Origin of the sequence: Candidatus Clostridium helianthi, assembly GCF_045310795.1 — a bacterium.
GTDB classification, from domain to species: Bacteria; Bacillota; Clostridia; order Clostridiales; family Clostridiaceae; genus Clostridium; species Clostridium helianthi.
The window spans coordinates 1-2403 of sequence record NZ_JBJIAB010000092.1 but is presented as its reverse complement, the minus strand read 5'-3'; the positions used below and the strand labels follow the sequence as shown (position 1 = coordinate 2403).

The following is a 2403-nucleotide window of genomic DNA, read 5'->3' as shown; positions in this document are numbered from 1 at the left end:
AATTTTATATGGAAAAAATAAGAAGTGAAGTTCTTTCTCAAGGAACTTCACTTCTCACATTTTACACGCCTTTTAAAGGAGTGATAAAATGTATCAAAAAATCGAAAAAATGATTAAAGATCTAGAACTACGTGGTCGTAGTAATGACACGATTAAAAACCGTGTATATATTATTAAAAACTTTTCTAGATTTTATAACAGACCACCTGAATTATTAGGTGAACCTGAAATCATTAATTATTTAGAGTATTGCATAAAAACAAGAAAATTATGCAAAGGAACTATAAATTATATCAATAGTACTCTAAAATTTTTTTATGTAGTAACTTTAGAAAGGTCTTGGAACGATTTGAGAATCCCAAGACTTAGGTATGATAAGCATTTACCTAGTTATTTAACAAAGGAAGAAATTAAGCGTTTATTAGGATCCATAACCTATTTAAAACATAAAGCAATTCTTACGACTATATATTCTGGCGGCTTACGCGTTAGCGAAGTTGTTAATCTAAGAATAGCTGATATTATGAGTAAAGAAATGAAAATTAGAATAAGAAATGGTAAGAGGAATAAAGAACGATATACTTTGCTTTCACAAAAAAACTTAGAGATATTAAGAGAATACTGGATCAAATTTGGATATAAAAATTATCAACCAGATGATTATCTTTTTATTTCTAGACAGACTAAAAAGCCAATGAAAGTTCGTGGAATTCAACTTGTTATGGATAAGTCAATAAAAAAAGCAGGTATAACAAGAAATGCTACGGTACATACATTAAGACATTCTTTTGCAACGCATTTGATGAATGACGGAGTTGATTTAAGAACAATTCAAGCATTATTAGGACATTCAAATATCAAAACAACATCTATATATTTACATGTAATGGATTATGAAATACTGAATATAAAGAGTCCATTAGACACATTTGAGTAAATTATGAATTCACTGCAAGAGATTATTAATTTACATGGAGAAGCGTATATTAAATCAAAGAAATTACCATCTAATATTCTAAAAGCACTATATTCAATTAAAGATTGTAGAACTGCTGCGCTTGGCGGCCATGTATATGAGTGCGATGAGTGTGCCGAAACTAAGGTTTCATATAACTCATGTAGAAATAGGCATTGTCCAAAATGTCAGGCTTATGCCAAAGAAATGTGGATTTATGAGAGAAGTAAAGCATTATTACCAACTCATTACTTTCATATTGTTTTTACTATACCAGAACAATTAAATTCTTTGACATTGTTTAATCAAAAAGAAATGTACTCTATTCTTTTTACTTCTGTTTCCGAGACTTTGCTAGAATTAGCAAAGGATAAAAAATACTTGAATGCGAGTATCGGTTTTACAACAATATTGCATACTTGGGGACAAAATTTAATGTTCCATCCACATATTCATTGTATAGTTCCTGGTGGTGGATTAAGCTTTGATAACACTAAATGGGTAAAATCAAAAAAGAAATTCTTCATACCTGTAAAAGTTTTATCAAGAATATTTAGAGGAAAATTTCTATATTACTTAAATGAACTTTACCTAGATAACAAACTTAAATTTCCTAAAAACATTAGTGAGTTATCATCAAGGAATATATTTAATTCATTTAAGGATAATTTATATAAAAAAGAATGGATTGTTTACAGTAAAGCACCTTTCAGCAGTGCGGAGTATGTACTTCAATATTTAGGTAGATATACTCATAGAGTTGCTATATCAGATAACAGAATTATAAAAGTTGATAATGAAAAAGTAGTATTTAAGTGGAGAGATTATAAAGATAAAAATAAAGAAAAAGTGATGTCTTTAAAACCAATAGAATTTATCAGAAGGTTTACTATGCATGTTCTGCCAGATAGATTTGTGAAAATAAGACATTATGGAATTTTAGGAAACAGAAATAAAAAACTAAAGTTTAAACGCTGTTTAGAAATCTTTAGAGTTAAGCCTAAAGAACTTGAGAATCTGTCGTCAGCGGAGCTATTTCTAAAATTAACAGGAATAAAAATAGGAAAGTGTAAAAATTGTGAGAAGGGAAATTTAATAAATATAGGTAAAATAATGCCCCGGAGTACTTCGCCACCCTAAATAAAGATAAAAGTGAATAAGTACTTAATCATGGGGAGGGGGATCTTATGTATTAAAATAAAGAAAACTATATACTTTCAAGAAATAAAGATTTAAAATCTTAATAAATACCTAGAAATATAGATTTTAGATGTGAGTCGCGGGTTTTGAATCCCCATACGGGTCGGTCGGCTTTTAGCGACTTCGTTCTAGTAATTGATTGCGATATTGAGGTGCATAAACTTAAGATAGTAATACTACAAAGATCAGCTATATCTTGAGTTTATGTTATTATTTTAGTCTCAACATCGCAATCAAGCCAACTCAAA

Annotated in this window: 2 protein-coding genes; both read left to right on the top strand. The window is 29.2% G+C overall.

Going from position 1 to position 2403, the window contains the following annotated elements; genetic code table 11:
* Positions 1–88: 88 nt before the first annotated feature.
* Positions 89–937, top strand: a complete 849-nt coding sequence (locus ACJDTP_RS27260; protein WP_406762988.1) for a tyrosine-type recombinase/integrase — start codon at positions 89–91, stop codon at positions 935–937.
* Positions 938–940: 3 nt separating this feature from the next.
* Positions 941–2095 (top strand): IS91 family transposase, encoded by a 1155-nt coding sequence (locus tag ACJDTP_RS27255; protein ID WP_406762987.1) that lies wholly within the window; start codon positions 941–943, stop codon positions 2093–2095.
* The last annotated feature ends 308 nt before the right edge of the window (positions 2096–2403 follow it).

What these genes read in the sequence shown, in the direction of transcription:
- ACJDTP_RS27255 (WP_406762987.1), top strand. Translation starts at nt 941, where the DNA reads ATGAATTCACTGCAAGAGATTATTAATTTACATGGAGAAGCGTATATT.
- ACJDTP_RS27260 (WP_406762988.1), top strand. Translation starts at nt 89, where the DNA reads ATGTATCAAAAAATCGAAAAAATGATTAAAGATCTAGAACTACGTGGT.